The organism is Candidatus Mycalebacterium zealandia, from assembly GCA_014075295.1.
GTDB lineage: Bacteria > Desulfobacterota_D > UBA1144 > Nemesobacterales > Mycalebacteriaceae > Mycalebacterium > Mycalebacterium zealandia.
The window spans coordinates 1,107,307-1,129,667 of the sequence record CP046180.1; the positions used below are offsets into that span (position 1 = coordinate 1,107,307).

At 47.6% G+C, this 22,361-nt stretch carries 21 protein-coding genes and 1 tRNA gene; 9 read left to right on the plus strand and 13 right to left on the minus strand.

Annotated features, from left to right (window positions below; all coding sequences use genetic code 11):
- From GKS04_05690 to GKS04_05720, 7 genes are all read right to left on the minus strand, one after another.
- Nucleotides 1-2,103, minus strand: a complete 2,103-nt coding sequence (locus GKS04_05690; GenBank protein ID QMU56608.1) for an AAA family ATPase — start codon at nucleotides 2,101-2,103, stop codon at nucleotides 1-3.
- A 6-nt stretch (nucleotides 2,104-2,109) separates the two neighbouring features.
- Nucleotides 2,110-2,652: a hypothetical protein gene (locus GKS04_05695; protein ID QMU56609.1), complete on the minus strand. Its 543-nt coding sequence runs from the start codon at nucleotides 2,650-2,652 to the stop codon at nucleotides 2,110-2,112.
- On the minus strand, nucleotides 2,565-3,602 hold the full coding sequence (locus GKS04_05700; protein ID QMU56610.1) for an ATPase: 1,038 nt from the start codon (nucleotides 3,600-3,602) through the stop codon (nucleotides 2,565-2,567). The genes GKS04_05695 and GKS04_05700 overlap by 88 nt, the downstream gene beginning before the upstream one ends.
- A gap of 10 nt (nucleotides 3,603-3,612) precedes the next feature.
- A tRNA-Ser gene (locus tag GKS04_05705) sits at nucleotides 3,613-3,695 on the minus strand.
- 24 nt (nucleotides 3,696-3,719) lie between these two features.
- The gene (locus GKS04_05710; protein ID QMU56611.1) at nucleotides 3,720-5,381 is read right to left on the minus strand and encodes a non-ribosomal peptide synthase; all 1,662 of its coding nucleotides are present in this window, start codon (nucleotides 5,379-5,381) and stop codon (nucleotides 3,720-3,722) included.
- A 14-nt stretch (nucleotides 5,382-5,395) separates the two neighbouring features.
- Entirely contained in the window at nucleotides 5,396-6,136 is a 741-nt protein-coding gene (locus GKS04_05715; GenBank protein ID QMU56612.1) for a hypothetical protein, read from the minus strand.
- Nucleotides 6,137-6,169: 33 nt separating this feature from the next.
- Nucleotides 6,170-7,243 (minus strand): hypothetical protein, encoded by a 1,074-nt coding sequence (locus tag GKS04_05720; GenBank protein QMU56613.1) that lies wholly within the window; start codon nucleotides 7,241-7,243, stop codon nucleotides 6,170-6,172.
- Between GKS04_05720 and rpsB the strand changes: the two genes are divergently transcribed.
- Genes rpsB through GKS04_05740 form a run of 4 tightly spaced genes read left to right on the plus strand, consistent with a single transcriptional unit; the run spans nucleotide 7,190 to nucleotide 10,018 of the window.
- Complete coding sequence (rpsB, locus tag GKS04_05725) at nucleotides 7,190-8,119, plus strand: 30S ribosomal protein S2 (protein QMU56614.1); 930 nt, start codon at nucleotides 7,190-7,192, stop codon at nucleotides 8,117-8,119. The two genes, GKS04_05720 and rpsB, sit on opposite strands and share 54 nt — an antisense overlap.
- A 2-nt stretch (nucleotides 8,120-8,121) precedes the next feature.
- A complete protein-coding gene (gene tsf, locus GKS04_05730; GenBank protein ID QMU56615.1) occupies nucleotides 8,122-8,721 on the plus strand; it encodes a translation elongation factor Ts in 600 nt (199 codons plus the stop codon).
- An 11-nt stretch (nucleotides 8,722-8,732) separates the two neighbouring features.
- Nucleotides 8,733-9,467, plus strand: a complete 735-nt coding sequence (locus GKS04_05735; GenBank protein QMU56616.1) for a UMP kinase — start codon at nucleotides 8,733-8,735, stop codon at nucleotides 9,465-9,467.
- Nucleotides 9,464-10,018 carry a ribosome recycling factor gene (locus tag GKS04_05740; protein QMU56617.1) on the plus strand — a complete coding sequence of 185 codons (555 nt, stop codon included), beginning with the start codon at nucleotides 9,464-9,466 and terminating at the stop codon, nucleotides 10,016-10,018. The genes GKS04_05735 and GKS04_05740 overlap by 4 nt, the downstream gene beginning before the upstream one ends.
- Nucleotides 10,019-10,193: 175 nt before the next feature.
- Here GKS04_05740 and GKS04_05745 read toward each other — a convergent pair whose 3' ends face one another.
- From GKS04_05745 to serS, 4 genes are read right to left on the minus strand one after another with little or no spacing between them, the layout of a single operon-like run.
- Nucleotides 10,194-13,046: a hypothetical protein gene (locus GKS04_05745; GenBank protein QMU56618.1), complete on the minus strand. Its 2,853-nt coding sequence runs from the start codon at nucleotides 13,044-13,046 to the stop codon at nucleotides 10,194-10,196.
- Nucleotides 13,018-13,653, minus strand: a complete 636-nt coding sequence (locus GKS04_05750) for a hypothetical protein (GenBank protein QMU56619.1) — start codon at nucleotides 13,651-13,653, stop codon at nucleotides 13,018-13,020. Before GKS04_05750 ends, GKS04_05745 begins: the two co-directional genes overlap by 29 nt.
- 48 nt (nucleotides 13,654-13,701) lie before the next feature.
- Nucleotides 13,702-13,938, minus strand: a complete 237-nt coding sequence (locus GKS04_05755) for a DUF2442 domain-containing protein (protein QMU56717.1) — start codon at nucleotides 13,936-13,938, stop codon at nucleotides 13,702-13,704.
- Nucleotides 13,938-15,203: a serine--tRNA ligase gene (gene serS / locus GKS04_05760; protein QMU56620.1), complete on the minus strand. Its 1,266-nt coding sequence runs from the start codon at nucleotides 15,201-15,203 to the stop codon at nucleotides 13,938-13,940. The genes GKS04_05755 and serS overlap by 1 nt, the downstream gene beginning before the upstream one ends.
- Before the next feature lie 208 nt (nucleotides 15,204-15,411).
- Here serS and GKS04_05765 point away from each other — a divergent pair, with 208 nt between their 5' ends.
- From GKS04_05765 to mtnA, 4 genes are read left to right on the plus strand one after another with little or no spacing between them, the layout of a single operon-like run.
- Nucleotides 15,412-16,077 (plus strand): metal-dependent hydrolase, encoded by a 666-nt coding sequence (locus GKS04_05765; protein ID QMU56718.1) that lies wholly within the window; start codon nucleotides 15,412-15,414, stop codon nucleotides 16,075-16,077.
- Nucleotides 16,078-16,083: 6 nt separating this feature from the next.
- Entirely contained in the window at nucleotides 16,084-17,136 is a 1,053-nt protein-coding gene (gene ald / locus GKS04_05770; protein ID QMU56621.1) for an alanine dehydrogenase, read from the plus strand.
- Between the two features lie 45 nt (nucleotides 17,137-17,181).
- Entirely contained in the window at nucleotides 17,182-17,865 is a 684-nt protein-coding gene (bamD, locus tag GKS04_05775) for an outer membrane protein assembly factor BamD (GenBank protein QMU56622.1), read from the plus strand.
- 12 nt (nucleotides 17,866-17,877) lie between these two features.
- Nucleotides 17,878-18,933 carry an S-methyl-5-thioribose-1-phosphate isomerase gene (gene mtnA / locus GKS04_05780; GenBank protein ID QMU56623.1) on the plus strand — a complete coding sequence of 352 codons (1,056 nt, stop codon included), beginning with the start codon at nucleotides 17,878-17,880 and terminating at the stop codon, nucleotides 18,931-18,933.
- Here mtnA and GKS04_05785 read toward each other — a convergent pair.
- Nucleotides 18,906-19,412, minus strand: coding sequence for a hypothetical protein (locus GKS04_05785; protein ID QMU56624.1), 507 nt, complete (start codon nucleotides 19,410-19,412; stop codon nucleotides 18,906-18,908). The two genes, mtnA and GKS04_05785, sit on opposite strands and share 28 nt — an antisense overlap.
- Before the next feature lie 161 nt (nucleotides 19,413-19,573).
- Here GKS04_05785 and GKS04_05790 point away from each other — a divergent pair, with 161 nt between their 5' ends.
- A complete protein-coding gene (locus tag GKS04_05790; GenBank protein ID QMU56625.1) occupies nucleotides 19,574-21,073 on the plus strand; it encodes an amino acid carrier protein in 1,500 nt (499 codons plus the stop codon).
- Here GKS04_05790 and GKS04_05795 read toward each other — a convergent pair.
- Nucleotides 21,070-22,359, minus strand: a complete 1,290-nt coding sequence (locus tag GKS04_05795; GenBank protein QMU56626.1) for a hypothetical protein — start codon at nucleotides 22,357-22,359, stop codon at nucleotides 21,070-21,072. The genes GKS04_05790 and GKS04_05795 overlap by 4 nt on opposite strands.
- Between the last annotated feature and the right edge of the window lie 2 nt (nucleotides 22,360-22,361).

Here is a 22,361-nt window from a genome sequence, read left to right on the forward strand (position 1 = left end):
CTATTCATATTCCCAAGTTTCACCCTCAACAAAAAAATCTTTTACACAATTCAGACTTTCAGGAAATTCATTTTCATCACGAGAAACCACGCCAAGAAAACGAGAAGCACGAGTAATGGCAACATACAAATATTTATCAATCAACTCTGGGAAAAGACTTGCCATACGTGCTATTCCCACAAGAAAAACGCCTTCAAACTCAAAACCTTTTATATGTTCTACAGGAAAAACGTAAACCCCATCTTTTGTAGACTCGATTTTACCATCTACGGAAGCGTAAACCTCAACACCATCTTTCAAAACCTTTTGAAGCATTGATGTCATCGGCTGAACATTACTCTGTTCTGGCACAACTACTGCAATAGCAGGTTTTTCTTCACAATACCTATAAATCTCTTGAACTCGCTTGCCAATCCATGCAACCCCTTCTTCACTTGAAGGAGCAGAATACAATAACGGAGGAACAGGATGGACATCCTTGTTCTCAATACTGAGAAACGGAGGGTCTTCACCAATTTTGTGTTTATAAAGGGTGGCAACCATCTGAGCAAGTTTTTCACTCTGGCGATAATGCCTACCAACCTGATGAACCCGAAAATCGGAAGCAAACAAATTACACTCGGAAAATTGTTGAATTCCATTTCTCGTTATTCGCTGCATTAAATCACCCACAAGCGTAAATGATCTAAAGCGTGGATGAGCAAGATAAAAAATACATCCCAACTGCACTGCCGAAAAATCAGAAAATTCATCTACTGCAATTTGTGTTTTCTCGTTTATTTTAATAGTGTCGTACCAATCAATACTTTTAAAATTCTCAGGTCTTTTGCTTTCCAGAAATCTTGCATATTTCAAAACGGTAAAGTTAATGATGTCAACTTCATCAGGAGAAATTTCTTTGTTGGCAAGAGATTGTTTGTAATCAATCTCTGTATTGAAGAATTCTCCACCCTTCCCACCCCTGAAAATTCTGTAATACTCAGGAATTCTCTTAATGAAAGCGTATCTCAATTTATTAAGATCTGTTTTAACACTGTACCTCTGCCCAACGTATGAATAAAAATCTGTGGCTACTTTAGCGAGTCCGGAACTTGAAGATACGGACAGGATGTTTCTGTCTTTTTTCAGGGAAAACCCCTCTCCAGTACCTAAATAGTGGCGTTTGGCAATCTTTATGCTTTCCTCACTCCATAATTTAATTGTTTCAACATCAGCAGAAATACTTTCTTGCGACATAGCATTCTTCAAATAATCACGAAGTCCTTGAGACGGGACATAAAGTGTCCAGTTTCGAGCATGAAATAGTTCTTTGTCTTTAGGCCGAACCAGAACGGATTCATCTTCAGAAAGATTGTCAACGCTTGTTTTCTGTGCGAGCCTCTTAATTAGCAGAGTGGTTTTTCCAGTTCCCGGAGCTCCAGTAACAAAAATCCTTGAATTTAGAGGTGTGCGAAAAATATCATCTTGCTTTGAATCAAGAATCGGTTGATCTCTTAATTCGAATGACTGAACAGTTTTTTTCTCTCTGTCTATTGTTACCTGCTCAAGTTCTGCATCAAGAAAAAACTTTTTCAGAGATTGAACTGTCCCTCTGTCATTTCCCGTCTCAATTTTATTGTCTATTGCGTCCCAACCAGAAGATGTATTCACAGGAACAAAGAGGTTTCTCTCAACAGCACAAACTTCGTCATTGTTCGGAAGATCAATATAATCACCAAAAGGAATCGCTGCTATCCTTCCGGCAGGTGCCAAATAAGCACATAGAAAAGTGTTTTGTGATTTGGAACTGTAATTGGAAAGCATTTTTCCGTGTCTATGCACTAAATAAATTCGAGCTCCGCTTTTCCCCTCTTCATTTTCACACTCTGCTCGTACAAAACAGACAAAAGGCTCTTTAACTGCTACCTCAAGTTGTGGTATCCACTGATTACGAATTTGTGCTCTTGCTAAAACAAGATGATCTTCTTGCCCTGAAATGTCCTCTGCAAGACTTCGATTGTTGAGAACTTGCAATTCCTGATTCGCAGACTCTGATACTGGACCTAATTCTTCCAGTATCAATTCTGACATTTCACCTATTTGCTTTGTAAATGTTTTACTCATAACCCCTCACCTCGGCTCAAAAACCACCACCTCAACCCCATTTATATTTTCAAACGCATTTATTATAAGCGGTTTTACTTCTTTCCAATCAAGACCGCCCAAGCCGCAACCCAGCGCCGGAATTGCGATTGATTTAATTGCGCGGGTTTCAATCTCGCGGGTAAGCGCGGAAAGTCCGCTTTCAATGTATTCAATTCTGCTTTTATCGCGGTAATGGTTTTCGGTCGGAAAGTTGATTATGAATTTCGGAAAAAGCGAGCCGGTTTCAAAAACAAACATTTCGCCCGTTTTCACCCTTCCCTGTTCGCATGCGGCGGCATAAGCATCAAAATTTTCCGCAAAACGCTTTTTGAATTGAAGCGCGAGCCCCGCGCCCATCGCGCCAACGCAGTTAACGGGATTTACCAGCGCATCCGCTTTTTCGTCAAAAATACTGCCGTCTGTTTTGTGAATAATTCCCACTACCCCGCAAACCAACCGTTCAGGATTGCGGACAGCAAAACAATCTGCGGAACCGCAATAAGCGGAATAAAGAGCGACAGTTTCCATGAGCGCGTGGTCTCTTTAACCGCCATAATTTCGGTGTAATCGGTCGCCGCGCCCGCCATAAGGAACGTAAACGCGTTTCCCGGCGCACCGGCGCGGTTGAGCAAATCAGCCGCAATCGGTGTTGAGCCCTCCGAGCAAACCTCAATCACGGTCGCGGCAATAACGGTTAAGCCAAGCCCCGCGAGCGTTGGACCGAAAAGATCTTCATATCCGATGTGCGACCCGAAAGTCCTGATTAAAGCGGCAAGAATCACACCGAAAAGAAGCCAGCGCAAAACGGGTTTTGAATCCCGGAACGCGGAAGCTGTGAGAAACGCCGCCGTGTTCCGGTTCAGGCGCACGGCGCGAAGAGACTCAAAAACCGCGCCCAAACCCCCTTCCGCCGGCTGAACCGCGTTCGGATTGGGCGGCACAACGGCGTTTTTTTCAAGCCGTATGAAAACAAGCCCCGTGATAAACGCCACAACCACCGACAGAGCGATAAACACAAGCGTCCACCACACGCCCGCAAGCGCGATAAGAACAAAAGTGAGCGAAAGCGAATTCCACGGGCTCGCGAGCAGAAAGGCGGCAACCTGCCCCATGCTCGCGCCGCGCTCATACAACTTCACTCCGAGCAAAACTACTCCGTGATTGCAAACATCAAAAAACACGCCCGCGAAAACGGCGCGCGCTATGCCTCCCGCGCTGTGTCCGCCGCCGAGAACGGACGCAACCGCCTCGCGCGGAACAAGTGAGATAAAAGCGATTGAAATAACGCCGAGAGCGATTCCCGGCAGAACCGTGTTGGTTATTTCACGCACGGCAAAGGTTAAATCCCCAAACAACGCGCTGCGTGCGGGAATAAAATCCGCGCAGTAAAGCAAAACCACAACGGACAAAGACGCCCAGAAAAACCAGTCAAAAGATTCGGGATTGTGGCAACAGCCGTGCTCGCACTCTTCGGGCATAAAACTTCCGCGGAGGGCGAGGGATTCGAACCCCCAAGTCCGTGAGGACGCCGGTTTTCAAGACCGGTGCATTAGCCGTTCTGCCAGCCCTCCGTTAACGGGGAATTATACCGTATTTCAGACCGTGGCTCTGTCTGAGAGCGCATCTTGTTTGAGCATCGGAAGGAACTTGCCGCCGAGCATAATGCTTCCGCTCGCCGCGCCGTTTGACAGGCGGTCAACAAGGTATTTTTTGTCCGTGCCGACTATGTTCACCCCGTGGTCGCTCTCAACAAGACACAGCAGCCGCATGTCGCGCCCGGCGGACGGAGTGTCCGCCACTTTATAGACCGCCGCGTAGTTCAAAAGCGCCGCCTCAACCGTTCCGCACGGCAATGACGGATTTTCCGCGCCTTCGCAGAACTCGCCGCTCTCAAACCACTGAGGAGACGGATAGCCGTGAAAGTGCAGTACGGACATACCGTCTTTTTCAACCATTTCGGGCATATACATCGCGAACGAAAACGCCTGAGCGAGAATCACAAAAGTGTCAAAAGACGGCCTGATGTCACGGCGGGACAAATCCATTCCGGCTGGAGTCTGCAAGTGAAGTTTGCCGTTGATAATCCCTATGCGCACAATGTCGGTCATGGGGTCAAGGTTTGTTTTGTCGCATCCCGAACGCGAGGTTACCGTCCAAATGTCGGGAATCTGTCTGAATTTTTCAGAGCCCGCGACGCTGATTTTCGCATACCATCTGCCGGACTGCGCTTCGCGCACATCGGAAAGCCCCGAAACCGGGGTGAAGCCGTTCCACTCTTCGCCCGAAACCTCTTTGGCTCCCGTATATACGGGCGGCTCAACAATGGCTATGAAGCCGTAGGAAACTCCCGTTCTGCCGTCAAGTATGTTGCTGAGCACGTCGCGATGCGAAACGCGCCTGATGCGTTCGCTGAATTTGTATCCTGCGGGAAAAAGCCCCGTGGGCCTTACCGTTTTGCCAAGATTCGCGAGCGCCTCGGTGTTTTTGTTTTCCGCCGGATTGTATTCCTCTATGTTGAACCTGCTCAAAATAGGCGGTTTTATCGGAGCGTAAATCTTCGGAACAAGCGAATTCAGCACAAAACCGTCAAGCTGCCCGTGGGCGTAAACCGAATCGGACAGGTTCATGTTGATTATGGCGAAATTATCGTCCGAAACACCTATTACAATCTCCGACATTGTGCCGATAAGATGGCTCAGCCCTATTTCTATTTTGATGTTGTATGTGGTTTGCGGGTCTTCAAACTCGCTCTCAAGCGGCACAATTGTTATGACCTGCGTGCTGAACGGGTCTTGAATGTATTTCTGCGTGAAGTCGTCCGCCCAACCGCTTATTTTGAGGATTTCCATAACAGACCTGCCGGGCTTGCGGACAAACCCGTAAATGGTTTCGGCAAGGAAGCTTGCCGCCTTGCGCAGAATTGACGGATTTCTTTTCACGTCCACAACGGCGTTTATGTCTCTTTTGACCCGCCGGATTTTGAAAATGCGCGAAAAAATGCCGAACGCGTTGTCCTGAACCGTCGCCTCGCGCCACGGCACAACCGTTACGCCGAGCCGCTCAAGACTTTTTCTGAGTTTGTCCGAAAATGACTTTAGAAGTTCCTCCGGATACCCGCCGGGAACGGGGCGGAACGCCACCCTCACACTGCCCGCCATCTCGCGCGGATCCATGGGGTTGGCGGAGTTGCGCAACTTCGGCATTCCCGTGAGGGAAACTATGGTTTCAAGATCTATGTCGGCTATCTTACAGCTCATTTCACCTTCCTTTTTTATTGAACGGCGGACGCCTCTTCGTCTCTGAAACGCTCTTCTACCTTCGCAAGCATCGCGTCTCTGACCTCGCGCTCAAGTTTTTCAATCCTTTTTCTGCCCGCAAGCGATTTGTCGGGACGCAGAGGCGGCAGAAACTCCACGGACATACTGCCGCCGGGTTTGAACACCCAGCCGCTTTTCTTTTTGATGTCTTTTCCGCCCCAGATAATCATCGGAACAACCGGCGCGTTCGAAACTGACGCAATTAGAAAACCGCCTTTTTTGAAATCAAGAAGCCTCCCGGTCGCACTGCGCGTGCCTTCGGGAGCGAACACAAGCGTCTGTTTTTTCTCACTGATTCCGCGCGACATAACTTTCAGTTGCTTTGTGTCTCCTCCTCCTCCGTCTCTGGCGACAGAATAGTGACCTGCGGCTTTTGAAAGCCATCCGACAAAAGGAATCATAAGAACCTCATTTTTCATGATCATTCTGTAATCCACGGGAAGTGAAGCGGTAAGGGCGGGAATGTCAAACGCACTTTGATGATTGTACATTATAATTGACGGTTCGGGCGGAATATTTTCAACCCCTTTGACACGCAACCGTATGAAACAACTTGCAAGCACCGCTTTGCCCCACGGGCGGACGGCAAACCGTATCACAAGATCCTGAGAAAAAAGCGAAACAACCAGCCCTATGGAGCCGAACACAAAAGTGGCAACGGAGGCAAGAAACATTGAGAAAAACGCTTTAAGCATGTTAACGCAGACTACATTCGCACGGCAGACCTTTCAAGAACCCCGTTGTGCGCCGCAAAGCAGATTCAGCGCGCCTTTGTTAACCCGGATTTCGTGCCCGCCCGCGGGCAGAACAAACGGCTCGCCGTCCATATGGGCGGGAAGGTCTTTTGAGGTCTTTATCACCCCGCTTTGCGCTTGAAACCGCCCTATCCACCGCTCGCCGGCTCTTCCGGCGACGACCAGACCCAAAGCGGCGATTCTCCTGAGCGCGAACATATCCCTCACAAAGTGAAAATCAAGCAGTCCGTCATCGGCGCGAGCCGAGGGCGAAAGACTGAATCCGCCCTGAGTGGGGCCGTTTGAAACGCCCAGAAGCAAACAGCCGCCCTCCTCCTCTGACTCCGGCAACTCAAGACGTGCGGAAAAACCCTCAAACTCAAAAGCCTGCCTGACCGCGGCGGCGAGATAGCCCGCAAAGCCGCCTAAAAATCTGTATTTTGGAAAACACCCGGCTATCGCACCGTCCATTCCGATTCCAAGCCCGTTTATAAATCCTTTGCCGTCAAGAACGCCCATGTCCACCTTGCGTGAGGAATCTGAAAAAACCGCTTCAAGCGCGTCTGCGCCGTATGGCAAACCGCACGCGGAAGGAAAATCATTTCCGCTTCCCGCCGCAACAACTCCGAACAGAACCGGAGTTCCCGCGAGAGCGCCCGCGATTTCGCTTGAAGTTCCGTCTCCGCCAACCGAGACGATGCGGGAAAAACCCTCTTTCACTCCGTCCGAAGCCAGCCGTGCGGCGTCTCCGGGCGCACCCGTGAAACGGATTTCGCACCGCGCGCCCTTTAAGCGGCACAAAGCCGTTATTTCATCGGGGGAAACGGGCATATCGCCCTTGCCGGCGACGGGATTGACGATAAAAAGGTGGGAAGCCGTTGTTGCCATTTCGGTGAAATATAACCTATCACACTTGATAAAAAGCCCGCGTTTGTGTAGAAAAATGGCTTGCGTTTCGCGCGAGTGGCGTGAAAAAGGGAGAAACAAATGAGCGAAGAGACTCAAGAGACACCTATGGGCGGCAATGGGGAGTTGAATATGAAGCAACTTCTTGAAGCCGGAGCCCATTTCGGACACCAGAAAAGTTACTGGAATCCGAAGATGAAAAACCACATTTTCGATGTTCGCAACGGCGTTCACATAATCAATCTGCAAAAAACCGTTGATCTTTTCAGAGTCGCTTATCAGTTCGTATTTGAACTCACTTCAAAAGGCGGAATCGTTCTGTTTGTGGGAACAAAACAGCAGGCGCGCGGCATAATCAAGGAAGAAAGCCAAAGGTGCTCAATGCCTTTTGTGAATGTGCGGTGGCTCGGAGGAGCACTTACGAACTTCAGCACAATCCGTTCACGGCTTCAATATATGGAAATGCTCAGAAAACTGGAGGAAGAAAACAAAATGGACCTTCTTCCGAACAAGGAAGCCGTCAAACTGAGAAAAGAGGAAGCGAAACTTTCAAGCATAATCGGCGGAATTGCCTCAATGAAACGACTGCCGGATGCGGTTTTCATTGTTGACACCAACAAGGAACAAAACGCTTTCAAAGAGGCGAAAAAACTCGGCATTCCGATTGTCGGTCTGGTTGACACAAATTGCGACCCGACGGGAATTGACTATGTAATTCCGACCAACGATGACGCGATGAGGGCAATTAAACTGTTCGCTTCAAAAATCGCCGATGCGTGTGTTGAGGGCGCCCAAATCTACGCCGAAACCGTAAAAGACATTCCCGAAGAACAGCTCAGGGAACAGAAAAAGGAAATGGAAGGCCCCATAGTTGAGAAGAAGGTTTACGTGTTCAAGAAATTCGGAGAGGATGAAGAAAATCCCGCTGAAATCTCCGTAGTTAACGAAAACCGACCGCCCAAACAGGAAAACAAAGTTGAGGATACGCGGAAAACTCCCAAAGAACAGCCGGGTTCGAAACCGGACGGGAAAAAGTAGTGATGGCGGAAGTTACCTCAAGCATGGTCAGAGAAGCCAGAGACCTCACGGGAGCCTCTTTTCTTGACTGCAAAAACGCTCTGGAAGAAGCCGGCGGCGACATGGATAAGGCGATTGACCTTCTCAAAATTAAAGGCGCGTCTCGCGCTTCAAAGAAAATCGGCAGAAACACGCCCGAAGGCCTCGTAACCTCATACATCCACCCGGGCGGAAAAATCGGGGTTATGCTTGAACTCAACTGCGAAACCGATTTTGTCGCCAGAAACGAGGAGTTTTCAAACCTTTCAAAAGAGATAACGATGCAAATCGCGGCAACGGGCCCGCTTTACACTTCAAGGGACGAAATCCCTGAGGAGATTCTTAAAAAAGAGAAAGAAATCATCACAGCCCGCGCCAAAGAGGAAGGCAAACCGGACAAAATTCTGGAAAAAATAGTGCAAGGCGGAATTGAGAAATTCTGCAAAGAAGTCTGCCTTCTTGAGCAGGACTACATAAGGGAGCCGAAAACAAAAATCTCGGACCTTGTTTCGTCCGCGATATCCAAAACGGGCGAGAACATAATAGTCAGAAGATTCACGAGATTCCAACTCGGAGAGTCTTAAAACCTGATGCCATGCCGTCCAACCGGAAAAAACCTCTCTACAAAAGAATCCTTCTGAAAATAGGCGGCGAAGCCCTTCAAGGCAAAGATGAGTTCGGCATAGACACCAAGATGCTGGACAAGGTGTCAAAAGAGCTCAAAGATTTGACCCGTCTCGGCGTTGACATCGCGCTTGTAATCGGCGGCGGAAACTTTTTCAGAGGCAGTTCGGACAGTGCCAGCGGAATGGACAGGTCAACGGCGGACTACATGGGAATGCTCGCGACCGTTATAAACGCCATCGCTCTTCAGGACTATCTGGAAAAACACGGCGTTGACACGCGGGTTCAAAGCGGGCTTGAAATCAAACAGGTCGCCGAGCCGTTTATAAAGCGGCGTGCGCTGAGGCACATTGAAAAAGGCAGGATTGTGATTTTCGCCGCCGGAACGGGCAGCCCGTTTTTCACAACCGACACGGCGGCAAGTTTGCGCGCTCTGCAAATCGGCGCGGATTGCGTTCTGAAAGGAACAAAAGTTGACGGCATTTACAACAAAGACCCGAAAAAACACAAAGACACCAAAAAATTCACCGAACTCACCTATATGGAAGCCATCCAGAAGGAACTGGACGTTATGGACACAACGGCTATTTCACTGTGCATGGAGAGCGGAATTCCCATTATAGTTTTCGATCTGTTCAAGGCGGGGAATATGAAAAAAGTTGTGTGCGGCGAAAAAATCGGCACGAAGGTATGGAGCGGAAAATGAGCGAAGAAATAAGAAATCAAACTGCGGAAAAAATGGGCAAAACCATTTCCGCGCTGGAAGGCGAGTTGTCAAAACTTCGCACGGGAAAAGCGTCAACGGGTTTGCTTGAAGGGCTGGAGGTTAATTATCACGGCGCGAAAATGCCGCTTAATCAGGTCGCGGGAATAACCTCGCCCGACCCGCAAACGGTGATGATTCAGCCGTGGGACGAAACCGTCATAGGCGATATTGAAAAAGCGGTTAATCAATCAGACCTCGGTCTCACGCCCGCACGGGACGGAAAAATGATACGAATTTCAATTCCGCCACTCAGCGAAGAGCGGCGCACCGAACTTGTAAAAATCGCAAGCAGAATAGCCGAAGACCACCGCGTTTCCATACGGCAGACAAGAAAGGATTTGAACACAAAGGTAAAAGCGATGGAAAAAGAGGGAATGAGCGAAGACGAAAGTAAAAAAGCACTGTCCGACATTCAAAAATCAACCGATGAGTTTATCTCCAAAATAAACTCGCTTGTGGAAAAGAAAGAAAAAGAGATTATGGAGATTTAGGCGACATTTGATAAAAAAGCCAAGAACTTGTTCATAACTTTCATACCCACATTCTATTGACATTCTTCTTAAACTCTTTATTTCAGTAACTGGCAACTTTCTTGCGCAGAGCCCGCTTGTCGGGTTTCTGACAAATACAAGACCCTGAAGGCACTTATGTGCAATTAAAACAGCATTAGTCCTCCATATTCAAAAAATCAAAATGTCCTCGTCGAAGAAGATTTTCCCGTGCTTGTTCGGCGTTGTTTCTCACTTCAGGATTCTCATCTTTAAGCCCTGCATTTAGAATTATTCTGGCTTGATCAACCCGAACATAGGTAGTTTTATCTATAGCACCTGTCAATCCGGCAAAACACTCAACAACAAGAGATGGGTTACTTTCTAACATTTCACACAAAGATTCTGTCAAAATAGAAAATTCAATATCTTCGAAATCCTTAACGATGTTGAGAATACTCAACAAAGATTTCAGTCTCCATTCAACATCTAAACACTCAGCCTTCATCCAGAAAGCGAACTCATGTAATTCATCCTGATCCTTAAAGGTCAAACGCCAATCGAAAAACTCAACTACTCTTTTTTTGAGTTTTTCATCAAGTTTTTCCCCAGTATGCTTGCCTGTATGATAAAATAGCTTCGCCCAATACTTTTTTTCAGTTTTTTGATAATACTTGTTGAGCAAACTCTCCTGACTACCAATTGAACACTCTTCAAGTAGATAACAATCGAACAAATAGCAACCTAGCCCATTTACCAACATTCTAGATATTTTGCTCTCTTGTTTTTTGATTTCATCCAAATTTTCAAGGGTAAATTCAAGTTCATTACGAACAACATCAACAATGGGTACCCAGGGATTATTGTCGAGAAAATTTCCAAAAGATTCAATAAATTCACAAAGATTGCCTTGAGGAAAGAAAAAAGATTTGTTATCAGAAGCCCATTGTTTATCTAACAAATAAATATTTTGATAGCAAGATCCTAAAATTGCATACTCAGGAAGTGTTAACGGATGGGCACACATTCTTCGGGTTTCAAGAATTTGTGTAACTTCTTGCACATTAGAATTTTCGCCTGAATGCTTCCTAATCCACCAACCAAAACTCACCAAGGTTTCCAATGCTCTGCAACGAGTATTGTTAATTGCTTCATCGAGACTACTATCTCCATCAATCAAAACCGGACGCTGTTCATCCAGCCTCCAATCGTATTGAGTGCAAAGCAATTCCAGCAACTTAGCAAGTCTTTCACGTTTAGAAAGTGGTGTTTTTACGTTCTCCTTCAAACATTCACTTATCAGGTCACCTACAGCAAAACGTGAACTTGACCAGTCAGGTGTATCGAATGATTTTTCATTCTCAAATTCTCCCGATTGACTTTCATGTGACAACACCCATTCACACAAATCAAAACACTGGTCTATTTTTTCAAGGTTGCCAGATTTGATTCTCTCTTGAAAAGCTTGAATAAACGAACGAACATAAATCGGGCGACGAATTTGTTCGCGGTGATTTATCCAGAATCGAAATCTTGAATTGTCCTGAATAATTTCTTCCTCTAAAAGCATTTGAAATTCACTTGCAAGAGATCTAATGTTAATCTCAACAAACCAATCATCAGTATCTCTATGGGTGTCTTCCCATTCATTTACAAAATTTAAGATTTCTTCATCCGATAACTTCGCAAGTTCATCTCTGGATTTGGGGCTCCGGTCTTTTATTGCTCCTACTACAACTCTCCCTGAAACATAATCTTTGTCGGCAAGAAGAGTTTCTTTTGAACTTGTGAGACTCTGAAAATAAGTTAGATATTTCCCGTACAGCACATTTTTAAATGGGGTGAGTTGACACTTGTGCAAATGTTTTTGTTGTTTAATAAACTTTTCTTCTGAGCAATTGTCACCCATGGAATCACGAAATTCTTTTTTTGATGGACCATTTATTATCCTTTCAAAAATTTCTGCTCTTTTTTCTTCCGGCAAAAACCCATATCCAAAATGCTCGCATGCACAACGAATCATTTTTTGAAACTCAGAACTATAAGAATGGACACCATAGTCTTGATGTGAAAGAACAAAATCAAGAATCCAAGGCTTAGTTTGTTCGTTTACATTGAATGAGTACAAATGCTGACGAACTCGTTGAAAAATCCTCCAGTGTTTTTCTCGTAATTTTCCATCTAATTCTGCTACCGAATCTGGCATTTGTTCATAGGTTTTTTCACATGCATAGGTCATTGCGTGAACAAGATCTCTCTTAGGTTCATTGTAGAAACCTTTTTCTTTTCTCAATGTTGCACACCAAATCCTCGACTTGTCATAAGATTTTCTTTCATAAATCTCCCTCATCTCAATCATTCTGTCTACTTCATCAATCAAAAGATTAGCAACTTGAAAAGGCTCCTTGTCTGTCAGAAAAGAAACTCCTTTCTCAAGTATCTGTCGGTATTCAAAATCACTAAACATAGTACGAGGCTCTAAAATTCCATCGTAGCCTGGATTCTTTTTGCGCCTTCTTTCATTGTCACTATCTGGAGAAAATTTGATGAGTTCCTTAGTAAAATTCAATGCAACTTTAATCTGATTCTCCTGTGTCCAATGCATTAATAAGTTTGAGCATCTTTCATTCGAATACGCAATATAATAATCAGTATCAAAATATTCGAGAATCTTTGATTCAAGTTTTGCCGAATGTTCTCCACTGAGTTCTAGTGCAATATCAATAATATCTTCACAGATTCTCGTGTTATTAGTCTGAGGAATTTTTAATAAAATTTCGACTACATCTTCCGGTTCATTTTTTGCCACATTCTTGAGATAACGCAATTCTGGCCACCAAGGCAATTGAACACTATGATCTGACAATTTCCGTATTGGTGGAGGAGAAGCAAAATATCCGCGCTCTTTTAAAGGTTTTACCCACAAAGGATTTTGTAATCTAGTAAAGAAATACTGACGATCATTCTCCTTTTTAACAAAAGCCAGAGCTTTCTTAACCATTTCATCCGTTGGTTTTTCGTAAGATTTCATCTATCTCTCCAAACCTCTCAGATTCCCTGCTAGCAACTACATACAACAAATCATCTAATTGTCTAAAGTGATTCTCAACATAATCACTACTGTCTGGGTTCAGTCTGCCTTTGTGGGCGTGTACGTTAGAGTTAAAAAATTTCTTTGCTTCCCGCCAAGGTCTCAAAAAATTCTCGGGAATTTCATCTTTGAAAGAGTAATCAAGAAGTTCAGAAAAGAACAAGTCTGATTTATTTTCTGCTCTCAGTCTCCCAGCATGGTGTTGTTTAAGTAATTTCTTAATCGGCAAGAGAACCTCATAGGGTACAGAGTGTTCTTTGTCCTTGAGGGGCAATTCTAGAGGTTTAAAATGAGATTCCCATTTTTCCAATATTTTATCGGATAGTTGACTGTACTGAACTTGACTTCTTTGAATCCCTCCCAATTCGGAAGGAAGACCATTCATCAATTCTCTTCCAGCATGGGAGACAAAACTTACATATCCACTGGTTTTGTTTTTGAGAAGGAAAACTGCTCCTTTGTACAATTCGGCAAATATAGAAAGTTCTTTTTTCATCAACCATTTAAACACGGTATTCTGTTTATCATTAAGCATTCCTTTTAACAAATTGCACTCCTCTCATATACCCCGCAAGTGCGTCCGGAATTTTAACGCTTAACCTCTCACCGAATCCAAATACAGCGTATCAGGACATATATCCTGATCATTGGGCCAAACAACCGTTCCATCTAAAACGGTCGCTTTTTGAAAGTATTGTTTGTCCTTTAACTCAGCAAAAACCCCAAAATCCAACAAATCCGAGCAGTCATACAAACCACGCTCCCCGTTATCAAAAACAAGTTGAAGTTTGCAGTCTTCCGTTGTGCTGACTTCTTTTACTCTTGGATTAATTAATCAATCCTCTCCACTCCCATATACTCAACAAGCGCATCGGGAATTTTCACGCTTCCGTCTTTTTGCTGGTAGTTTTCAAGAATTGCCACAACGGTGCGGCCAATCGCGAGCCCGGAACCGTTAAGCGTGTGAACAAACGCCGTTTTTTTGCCATCTTTGAATCTTATTCCCGCCCTTCTCGCCTGAAAATCCTCAAAATTACTGCACGAGGAAATTTCCCTGTACGCGCCCTCTCCCGGTAGCCAGACTTCAATGTCGTATGTTTTCGCGGCGGAAAACCCCATATCGCCCGCGCAGAGAGTTACAACGCGGTAATGAAGCCCCAATTTTTCCAAAATCCCGCACGCGTCCGCCATTAAGCTTTCCAACTCGTCATACGAATTTTCCGGACGCGCGAACTTGACCAACTCAACCTTGTTGAACTGATGCTGTCGCATAATGCCCTTTGTGTCTTTGCCGTATGAACCCGCCTCTTTGCGGAAACACGGCGTATGAGCAACGTATTTAAGCGGCAAGTCGCCTGAAATAACTTCATCGCGGTAAATGTTGGTAACAGGAACCTCGGCTGTCGGAATAAGAAAATAGTCCGTGCCGGAAAGTTTGAACAGATCGTCCTCAAATTTCGGCAGATTACCCGTTCCGGTCAAACTTGCGGTGTTTGCCGCAAACGGCGGAAGCGTTTCCGTGTAGCCGTTTTCCTTTGTGTGAATATCAAGCATGAAGTTCGCGAGCGCACGTTCAAGCCGCGCACCCGCACCGAAATAAAGCGCGAAACGCGAACCGGTGATTTTCGCCGCGCGCTCAAGGTCAAGAATTCGGAGTTTTTCCCCGATTTGGTCGTGAAGCAGAGGCTCAAAATCAAATTCGGGCTTTTCGCCCCACTTTCTCACTTCAATGTTGTCGCCCGCTCCCGCTCCCGCGGGAACACTTTCGTGCGGAATGTTCGGAATTATGAGCATTTCGGTTCTGATTTTCTCCTCAATTTCCGTCCGGTCGGAATTGAGCGATTTCACTTTTTCTGAAACGGTTTTGAGTTCATCGGAGAGTTTTTCAAACCCTTTGTCGTCGCCCTTTTGTTTGAGAGCCGCCATTTCGCGCGAACCCTCATTGCGCTTGCGCTCCAGCTCCTCAACCTGCCCTATAACTTCGCGGCGGCGGCTCAAAAGCGGTGAAATCCCCGCAAAATCAAAGTCAAAACCGCGCGCGGACAGTTTTTTCTTCACTTCATCAAGATTTTGTTCAACAAATTTCCAGTCAAGCATGGAAACGGTTCCGCCTGCGAATAAAGATACAGAATAACACAAAACCGGACGGGAAAACCCCTGACTGATTGCTTTGACAATGAACCCGCCTTTTGACAATAAAAATGGGCGCGGTTAGTTTGACTTCACAACTCTTGAGAGGAGGAACAACGCCGTGGGAAAACTAACTGACGGAACAGAAATAACATATTACGGACACTCAACCTTTATGGTGAAAACGCCGAAAGGCAAAAATGTGCTTATTGACCCGTGGGTGAAAGGAAACCCCGCGTGTCCGGAAAACCTGTACAAGGTTGAAAAAGTTGACGTTATCGCGATAACACACGGTCATTTTGACCACATCAATGATGCCGTTGAAATCGCCAAAGAACACAAACCGCAAATGGTGGCGAACTGGGAAATCTGCGCGTGGCTCGGAACAAAAGGCGTTGAGAACTGCTGCCCGATGAACAAAGGCGGCGGGCAAACGGTTGAAGGCGTGAAGTTTGTGATGACGCACGCTCAGCATTCAAGCGGAATCGGCGAGGAAGACGGCACAACCTCAGACGGCGGCGAGGCGGGCGGTTTTGTGATTGAACTTGAAGACGGTTACCGCATGTATCACGCGGGAGACACTAACATTTTCAGCGACATGAAACTCATAAAAGAGATTTACGCGCCGAAACTCGCGTTTCTGCCCATAGGCGACCTGTTCACAATGGGACCGCTGGAAGCGTCATACGCCTGCAAATTCATATCGCCTGAGATTGTGATTCCGATGCACTACGCCACCTTCCCGCCGCTCACCGGCACGCCCGAAGAACTCGGAAAACTGACTTCGGACATGAAGGGGCTGGAGATTGCCGCGCTCAAACCCGGCGAAACCCTGAAATAACAATCTATGAAAATAGGAATTCCAAAAGAGGTGAAAACCTCTGAATTCAGAGTCGCCCTGACCCCGCGCGCCATACGCACATTTACCGAAGCGGGGCACGAAACAATCGTTGAAAAATCCGCGGGAAACGGGGTGGGAATAACCGACGAGCAATACTCCTCGGCGGGCGCGCAAATCGCGCAATCGGCGGCGGAGGTTTTTGAAGAGGCGTCTTTGATTGTAAAGGTCAAAGAACCGCAGGAAAGCGAATATACGCTTATCACCGAAAAGCACACACTTTTCTGCTATCTGCATCTCGCGGCGGAACCGCGCCTGACCGAAGCCCTTGTTGCTTCGGGCTCCAGAGCGATCGCTTTTGAAACCGTGCAAACCGCAGACGGCGCGTTGCCGTTACTGGAGCCGATGAGCCTTATAGCGGGAAGAATTTCCGCACAGATAGGGGCGGCGTATCTACAAAAAGACAATGACGGCAAAGGAGTTCTGCTCGGCGGCGTTCCGGGAGTGCGCCCCGCGAAAACTCTTGTGGTGGGCGGCGGAATAGTGGGCGGCGGCGCGGCGGAAGTCGCACTTGGCATGGGCTCGGAGGTTACGGTCATAGACAAAAACCCGGCAAAACTCACGCTTTTTCACGAGCGGTTTGGAGGCAGAGTTAAAACGCTGCCGTCATACAATTCGCTCATAAATGAGGAGTGCGCGCGGTCTGACCTTGTTGTGGGCGCGGTTCTTGTTCCGGGTCTCGTGGCGCCAAAAGTAATAACCGCCGAAGCAATCGCGGCGATGGAAGACGGCTCGGTTTTCACCGATGTTTCAATAGACCAGGGAGGCTGTTCGGAAACAAGCCGCCCCACTTCTCACACCGACCCCGTTTACAAAACAAGCGGTGTAACGCACTACTGCGTAACAAACATTCCCTCTCTCGCGGCGAGAACGGCGACCTACGCCCTTTCGGGCAAAATTATGCCGTATGCGCTGAAAATCGCGGGCGGCGGCGAGAATGAAGCTCTGCGAAAAGGCGTGAATATTGAAAACGGAAAACTGCTTATAGATTTGGGACTGTAAGGTCTTGACTGGAAACGCCAATAGTTGATATTTAGGACTGTTAAAATGCTTCAAAAACGAACTTTTTTCACGCTCGCGGCCGCCGCGCTGATACTTTGCTCATGCGGGGGCGGCGCGGACTATTCGGCAATGACGGCCGAGCAGATGTTCACTCGGTCATCCGAAATCGCGGACAAAGGCGCATCTTCTTACGAACACGCCCTTGACATACTTCAAGAGTTGCAGATACGGCACGGCTTCAGTTCTTACGCGCCGCTTGCTTCGTTGAAAACCGCCGACATCTACTTCGCCGATGAAAAGTTTCAGAGCGCCGCGGACCAGTATAAGAGATTCATCGCGGACAATCCCAAACACCCGGGGCGCGAACACGCGCTTTTAGGACTTTCGGAGAGTTTTTACAGGATGAAGGAATCATACACAAGGGATCAGGAACCGTGCAAACAGGCCATTTACTGGTATCAGTCGCTACTGTCATATCACCCCGAAACGGAGCACAAAGACAGCGCGCTTGAGAAAATAGGCTTCTGCAATGAAACACTGGCTGAAAGCGAACTGGAAATAGGAAAGTTCTACCTGAGGCGCAAACACTACGAAGCGGCGCGGCGCAGATTCACCTATGTGGCAAAAAACTTTCCGCAGACCGAATCGGCGGCGCAATCCACCGGGTTGCTCGCCTCACTGCCTCCAGAAGAGAAAGACTCCGATGAGAATACGCGGGACGTCCGGTAGAAGCGGCTTACGATGCCTTTCAGAACAATTGAATGGAAAAACGGCGCGGCGGTCATTCTTGACCAGAGAAAATTGCCCGGAGAAAAAACCTATCTTGAGTGTAAAACTCACAAGCAGGTTGCCGAGGCAATACGCTCAATGGCAATAAGAGGCGCTCCCGCGATTGGCATCGCGGCGGCGATGGGATACGCCCTCGGCGCGGCGGAAAACAAGTTCGGGACAAAACGGGAATTTGCAAGAAAAATGGCGCGAGTGAGTGAAACGCTGGCGCAAACACGCCCCACGGCGGTCAATCTCTTCTGGGCGCTTGAAAGGATGGGAAAATTGCTTTCCTCCAACCCTGAATCGGAGCCCGGGAAAATCGCTGAAATTCTGCGCGCCGAAGCAATCGCCATCTGCGATGAAGACTTGAATCTTTGCAAAAAAATAGGGAAAACCGGAGAGCCGCTCATAAAAAACGGCGCGACCGTTATGACTCACTGCAACGCCGGAGGTCTGGCGACCGCCGGATACGGAACCGCGCTCGGAGTTTTGAGAGCCGCGAGGGACTCGGGCAAGGAAATAAATGTTATCTCATCCGAAACCCGCCCTCTGCTTCAAGGGGCGCGGCTTACGGCATGGGAACTTTCGGATGACGGCATACCGGTTCGGGTCATAACCGACACCGCCGCGGGATACGTTATGAAGAACGGCGGCGTGGATGCGGTTATTGTCGGGGCGGACAGAATTGCCTCAAACGGAGATGTCGCAAACAAGATAGGAACCTATCAACTGTCCGTTCTGGCAAAACACCACGGAATCGCGTTTTACGTCGCCGCGCCATGGTCAACAGTTGATATGAACTGCGCAAGCGGCAAAGACATTCCCATTGAGCAGAGAGACGAACGGGAGGTTTCCCACATCGGACGGACGCGCACCGCCGCGAAAGGCGCGAAAATCATGAATCCGGCTTTTGACATAACGCCCGCCGAAAATATTGACTGCATAATAACGGACAGGGGAATAGTAAAACCGCCGTGCAGAGAGAATATGGAAAAACTTCAGCCGACTTTTTCCATCTCTTCCTGAGCTTCAATCGTAAAACGGGCAAAAGGCATCACGCGCAAACGGTCTTCGCCGATTTTTTCGCCGGTCATCTCGCAAACTCCGTAAGTTCCCTCTCTTACGCGTTTGAGCGCGTCTTCAATCTGATTCAGTTTGTTGCGCTCTCGCTCGGAAAAAGTCAGCGACAGAACTCTCTCTCTGTCATCGGATGCTTTGTCGTAAAAATCTCCCACATTAAGGCTGTTTTCCTGCTGAAGAGAGCGTGAAACATCTTTCAGAAGCCCATCTTTCATGAGTAACAGCTCCTTTGTGATTTCGTCAAGAAACCGCTTTCCGTATTTGCCGGATTTCGCGGCGGACACGCTCTTTTTTGTCTGTGCGGAGGCGGAAGGTTTTTTCTTCGCGGTTTTCTTTGCAACGGGGGCAACCTTATCCTTTGTTTTGAATTTTGAGGATGTCCCCTTAACAACGGTTTTGTTCTTTTTCACCTTTTTTTCAGCCAAATTACGTCCTCTGTTAGCGGTTTTGCGTCTTTTTCAGAGGTAGTTAAATATTTGAAAAGCCCTCAATTGTCAAGCCCGCGTAAACTCGTATACTTACACGAAAAAGTATTGTCCGTTAGTCCGTATCTCGCAATTCGTCTGTTTTTCCGGAGGAAACCCGAATGTCATTATTCCCGAAACCGTTTTCAATACTTTCAGCGTTTTTCGCGCTGTTTTTACCGATTACGGCGCGCGCGGAAATTGACAAAGCCATTGATCAGGCGGTCAGCCCGCTCGCGGAGATATTGGGGAAATGGGTTTTCGTTTCCGTTCCGCTTTTCGGAAGCGACATCAAAATTGTGGTCGCTGTGCTCATCGGAGCAAGCATTTTCTGCACCATATATTTCAAATTCATAAACATAAGAGGTTTTAAACACGCAATAGATATTGTGAGCGGGAAAACGCCGGAATCATCGCAACCGGGCGCGCCCGGAGAAGTCAGCCACTTTCAGGCGCTCACGACCGCATGCGGAGCAACCGTGGGACTCGGCAACATAGCCGGAGTTGCCATAGCAGTTTCACAAGGCGGTCCCGGGGCGGCATTCTGGATGATGGTGGCGGGGCTGTTTGGAATGTCGCTCAAGTTTTGTGAATGCACTCTGGGAGTTAAATACCGCAAGGAAAATCCGGACGGTTCCGTGTCGGGCGGGCCGATGTATTACCTTTCGCGCGGCTTTGAAGAAATGGGAATGAAAAAACTCGGCAAGGTTCTTGCGTCTTTGTTCGCGGTGTTTTGCGTGGGCGGAGCAATAGGCGCGGGATGCCTTTTTCAGGCGAACCAGTCTTTCACACAGTTCAGCGAGATTTCAGGCGGAGGCGCCACTTCAGGTTGGATTTTCGGAGTGGTTGTCGCCATAGTGCTCGGGCTTGTTATCATCGGCGGAATAAAACAGATAGGTCGCGTAACTTCAAAAATTGTTCCGTTTATGGCGATTGTTTACGTGGGCGCGGCACTTGTGATTATCGGACTCAGATTTGACCAGGTACCCGAAGCGTTGTCGTTGATATTCCATGGCGCCTTCACGCCCGAAGGGGTTGAAGGCGGAGCGTTGGGAGTGATGATATGGGGATTTCAACGAGCCGCTTTCTCCAACGAAGCGGGGCTCGGTTCGGCGGCAATCGCCCACAGCACGGTAAAGACAAACTACCCCGCGACGGAAGGTCTGGTTTCGCTTCTTGAGCCGTTTTTGGACACAGTTGTCATCTGTTCCATAACAGCCCTTGTGATAGTTCTGACCGGCACCTATCAGATTACAGACGGAGGCATGGCGGGAATTGAAATAACATCGGCGGCGTTCGCGTCTTCAATATCGTGGTTCCCGTATGTTCTGGCTTTTGCCGCGATACTCTTCGCTTTCTCCTCAATGATATCGTGGAGTTATTACGGTCTTAAATCCTGGACATTTCTGTTCGGCGAGACTGAAAGCAACAAACTGACCTTCAACGCCATATTTTGCGTCTGCGTGGCAATCGGCTCGGCTATCAGCCTGTCATCGGTTATCAGTTTGTCCGACGCCCTTATCTTTCTTATGGCGTTTGTGAACATGATAGGAATTTTCGCGATGATTAACAAAGTCAAAGGCGAATTGAAAACCTACAAAGACAGCACAAACGGTTTTTAGGACTCTTTGCGGGGAACTCGTCCCCGGATTCTGAAAATGTCTTCAAGTTGGTGAAGGAAGATTCCGACAAGCCCCATTGTCGTAACAATCAGAATCCACATATAGCCTCCGGCCGCCGCCAAAAACACGAAAGCCAGCGAGTAAAAGTTTCTCCTCATTACCGGACGCAGGAAAGCCATGAGGCGCCTGACCGGGGAAAGTGGGGCGTTGCCTAAAAGTTCGTCAATGCGGTGGTATGAAACCAGACTTCCGGACTTCGTGTAACGAACCATAAAAATGAAAGACCACACCAGAAAGAAAAGAAAAATGGACAGGTTCAAAAGGCCCAGCCACAAAGCCAGATGCTGGTTGTCTCCGTGAATGTAGTAGCCGACCGGAACACTGATGACAAAGCCCCCGATTGTTAGTTGGTCACTTATCGTGTCGACCCATTCGCCTCTCTTCGTTTCAAGTAGTTTGAGGCGCGCCACCTCGCCGTCGCAACGGTCAAGAATCGCGGCGATTTGCATAAAGACCGCCCCGAGAAACGGATACCCCGTCAAATACGCGATTATGCACGGCACGCCCGCCACAATGTTGGTCAGAACGCTTATATGGTTGGGGGTAAGCGAAGTGTTGCAGGCAAGCCACAAACTTATTGGCAAAGACAGCTTGCCGTTTATATTCTTGGCTATCCAGCCGGTTGAGGTCTTTCCCACGGTTGAAGCAATAAGCCGCCGCGCTCCTGAAAAAGACTCGGCATCAAGATTGATGGCGTAAAGACCTTCGGAGTTTTCATACTCAGTGATGCCCTCCATTCTGTAACGCCCCACCCATCTGGACAGATTGCAGTCTTCAAGAAGGTCCGCCACGGCTTCGGGCTCAACAATCGCCGCGCCGAGCGGTTTTGTAATTTTTGTGCCCGTGGAGTCATTTTCGGAGGTTTTCATCAAAACCGCCCCGCCGGTGGAAGGACTTTCCTTGATGAATTTTTCCAGAAGAGGCATCTGAAAAAACAGGTTTGCCTGCAATATCAGGACTTTGCCTCCCCGGTCACGTTCGGCAAAAACGGTGCCGGGCGCTGTAAAAGTTATCTTTGCATCACCCGAAACGGATTCGGGAAGCATGCGTCTTAATGTGGATTCAGAAGCCGTTGAAACAACGGTGATGTCATCAATGCCGCTCTTCAGACAAGAACGCACAAGCCTGCGGACCTGTGTGAGTCCGCCCACGGAAAATTCAAGAAAATCTTCAAGGGACTCGCCTTGAAATCCTGTCCCGCAAGCCACAATCAGGGCGTCCGTCATTG

Coding starts and splice junctions, on each gene's coding strand:
- GKS04_05690 (QMU56608.1), bottom strand. CDS start 2,103: ATGAGTAAAACATTTACAAAGCAAATAGGTGAAATGTCAGAATTGATA.
- GKS04_05695 (QMU56609.1), bottom strand. CDS start 2,652: ATGGAAACTGTCGCTCTTTATTCCGCTTATTGCGGTTCCGCAGATTGT.
- GKS04_05700 (QMU56610.1), bottom strand. CDS start 3,602: ATGCCCGAAGAGTGCGAGCACGGCTGTTGCCACAATCCCGAATCTTTT.
- GKS04_05710 (QMU56611.1), bottom strand. CDS start 5,381: ATGAGCTGTAAGATAGCCGACATAGATCTTGAAACCATAGTTTCCCTC.
- GKS04_05715 (QMU56612.1), bottom strand. CDS start 6,136: ATGCTTAAAGCGTTTTTCTCAATGTTTCTTGCCTCCGTTGCCACTTTT.
- rpsB (QMU56614.1), top strand. CDS start 7,190: ATGGGCGGCAATGGGGAGTTGAATATGAAGCAACTTCTTGAAGCCGGA.
- GKS04_05720 (QMU56613.1), bottom strand. CDS start 7,243: ATGGGCTCCGGCTTCAAGAAGTTGCTTCATATTCAACTCCCCATTGCC.
- tsf (QMU56615.1), top strand. CDS start 8,122: ATGGCGGAAGTTACCTCAAGCATGGTCAGAGAAGCCAGAGACCTCACG.
- GKS04_05735 (QMU56616.1), top strand. CDS start 8,733: ATGCCGTCCAACCGGAAAAAACCTCTCTACAAAAGAATCCTTCTGAAA.
- GKS04_05740 (QMU56617.1), top strand. CDS start 9,464: ATGAGCGAAGAAATAAGAAATCAAACTGCGGAAAAAATGGGCAAAACC.
- GKS04_05745 (QMU56618.1), bottom strand. CDS start 13,046: ATGAAATCTTACGAAAAACCAACGGATGAAATGGTTAAGAAAGCTCTG.
- serS (QMU56620.1), bottom strand. CDS start 15,203: ATGCTTGACTGGAAATTTGTTGAACAAAATCTTGATGAAGTGAAGAAA.
- GKS04_05765 (QMU56718.1), top strand. CDS start 15,412: ATGGTGAAAACGCCGAAAGGCAAAAATGTGCTTATTGACCCGTGGGTG.
- ald (QMU56621.1), top strand. CDS start 16,084: ATGAAAATAGGAATTCCAAAAGAGGTGAAAACCTCTGAATTCAGAGTC.
- bamD (QMU56622.1), top strand. CDS start 17,182: ATGCTTCAAAAACGAACTTTTTTCACGCTCGCGGCCGCCGCGCTGATA.
- mtnA (QMU56623.1), top strand. CDS start 17,878: ATGCCTTTCAGAACAATTGAATGGAAAAACGGCGCGGCGGTCATTCTT.
- GKS04_05790 (QMU56625.1), top strand. CDS start 19,574: ATGTCATTATTCCCGAAACCGTTTTCAATACTTTCAGCGTTTTTCGCG.
- GKS04_05795 (QMU56626.1), bottom strand. CDS start 22,359: ATGACGGACGCCCTGATTGTGGCTTGCGGGACAGGATTTCAAGGCGAG.